Source organism: Flavobacterium sp. (genome assembly GCF_025352425.1).
Classification (GTDB): domain Bacteria; phylum Bacteroidota; class Bacteroidia; order Flavobacteriales; family Flavobacteriaceae; genus Flavobacterium.
Genome location: NZ_JANXTI010000051.1, coordinates 1 through 2132, shown reverse-complemented (window position 1 = coordinate 2132; position 2132 = coordinate 1). Strand labels below are relative to the sequence as shown.

The 2132-nt window shown below is 36.8% G+C and carries 3 protein-coding genes; 1 reads left to right on the top strand and 2 read right to left on the bottom strand.

All coding sequences use genetic code 11. The features are described from left to right. Nucleotides 1–502 (top strand): aminotransferase class V-fold PLP-dependent enzyme (locus Q0Q99_RS07040; RefSeq protein WP_293893497.1); only part of this gene is annotated, 502 nt, incomplete at its 5' end. A gap of 181 nt (nucleotides 503–683) precedes the next feature. Here the strand turns inward: Q0Q99_RS07040 and Q0Q99_RS07035 are convergent. Together Q0Q99_RS07035 and Q0Q99_RS07030 are read right to left on the bottom strand one after the other, a co-directional pair. Then, nucleotides 684–1445, bottom strand: coding sequence for a C40 family peptidase (locus Q0Q99_RS07035; protein WP_293893494.1), 762 nt, complete (start codon nucleotides 1443–1445; stop codon nucleotides 684–686). A 33-nt stretch (nucleotides 1446–1478) separates the two neighbouring features. Continuing rightward, the coding region (locus tag Q0Q99_RS07030) for an acetyl-CoA C-acyltransferase (protein ID WP_293893491.1) at nucleotides 1479–2132 on the bottom strand (654 nt) is incomplete at its 5' end.

The window sequence follows — 2132 nt, the reverse complement described above, 5'->3', positions numbered from 1 at the left end:
AGGTGTAGGTTTTGCATTTGTTCGTAAAAATTTGGTGTTGCAGCCAATGCTGTTTGGTGGCGAACAGGAAAAAGGCTGGCGTGCCGGAACCGAATCGGTGCATCAAATTGCCGGAATGGCAAGAGCTTTAGAATTATCTTTTAAAAATTTAGAACAAGAAAGAAATTATATAACCCAATTGAAGGACTATTGTTTTAAACAATTGCAAGTTGCCTTTTCGGAGGTTCCTGTAAATGGAGGCACTACTTTTTACAATATTTTAAATGTATTGTTACCATTTTCTCCTGAAAAAACTGCCATGATTTTATTTAATCTTGATATGAAAGGCATCGCTGTTTCCCGTGGAAGTGCGTGTCAAAGTGGAAGCATTAAACCGTCGCATGTGTTGGCAGAAATGCTGAATGAGGATGAGTTGAAAAAACCAAGTCTGCGCATTTCGTTTTCCCATTATAACACAAAAGAAGAAATTGATTATTTTGTAGAAACACTGAAAGACATATAGGCATATTTACCCAAACTAAATATTGCTCTGATTTCATTTCAAAATATAATCGCCTTTAATAAATAACTTGATGTAATAGTAATCACCGAAAGCAAAACTATTTTAGAGATAGTTTTCATTTGGAAGGTTTTAGCAATCTAATTTAAATAAAAAAACCGTCTTGTAAAGAAAAACGAGACGGTTAAATAATTTTCTTAATAACACGCAAACGATGCGTATGCCGATTTACTTGTGCGTTATAAATTCCGAGATGATCTAAGCGGTCAATCCTTACTTTACCACTGACGTGAATGATATAATTATTATCCATGATGATCCCAACGTGTATTATCTTCCCTTCTTCATTGTCAAAGAAAGCTAAATCACCGGGTTCACTTTCTTCAATAAAACTCAACGCCTCGCCTTGCGTAGATTGTTGGGAAGCATCTCTAAGGAGCCGGTAACCATTCAACTTGTAAACCATTTGTGTAAACCCCGAACAATCTATACCAAAGGGTGTTTTGCCGCCCCACAAATAGGGCGCATTAAGATACATAAAAGCAGTAGTAATCAAATCTGATTTTAGTTTGACACCGCTTATTTTCATGCCTTCAAACGCAAAATTTTCAATATTGATTTCGCTATGATGTAAAAATGATAAAGAAGAGCCTAATGGAATAGGCAGCAATATGTTTGATGGATTTGTGACATATTCAACCAAATCTGAGTTTAATATTATAGCATCTTTGGATAAACTTTCGAAACTCTTTTCAGAGATAATTTGATATTGTTTTGAATCGACCCAGCCTTCATAATTGTCATATTGTAATTTGATTCGGGACCACTGATTTTGAGTTTCCAAAATTTCAAAATGCTCACCAAACAAGACCTGGGAAACGATTTCGCTTCTGTCGCTTGGTTCTGCTCGTAAAGGAATTATAGCAAGATTACAAATAGCAAACATAGATTCAATTTGGAATTCTAATTCGTAATTATTTTAAGCTCTTTCAATAACAATTGCCGAAGCACCACCGCCGCCATTACAAATGGCTGCAGCTCCAACTTTGGCATTATTTTGTTCTAAAACATTAATTAAGGTTACAATGATTCTGGCTCCGGAACACCCAAGCGGATGCCCCAAAGAAACTGCGCCGCCATTTACATTTACTTTGTCATTATCAAGTCCTAGTATTTTAGCATTTGCTAAACCCACTACAGCAAAAGCTTCATTGAATTCAAAAAAGTCAACATCGGAAATAGAAATCCCTGCTTTTTCTAACGCTTTAGGCAATGCTTTTGCAGGAGAAGTTGTAAACCATTTTGGTTCTTGTTCCGCATCTGCGTAAGACTTGATGAAAGCTAAAGGTTTTAATCCTAAAGCAATTGCTTTTTCTTCGCTCATCAACACTAATGCCGCTGCGCCGTCGTTGATAGTTGAAGCATTGGCAGCAGTGACTGTTCCGTCTTTGGTAAAAACAGCATTTAGTGTTGGTATTTTATCCAATTTCACATTGGTATATTCTTCATCTTGAGAAAAGATAATCGGTTCGCCACGTCGTTGCGGAATTTCCACGGGAACAATTTCATTATTGAATTTTCCGGCAGCCCACGCTTTAGCTGAACGCTCATAGGACTGAACAGCATAAGCATC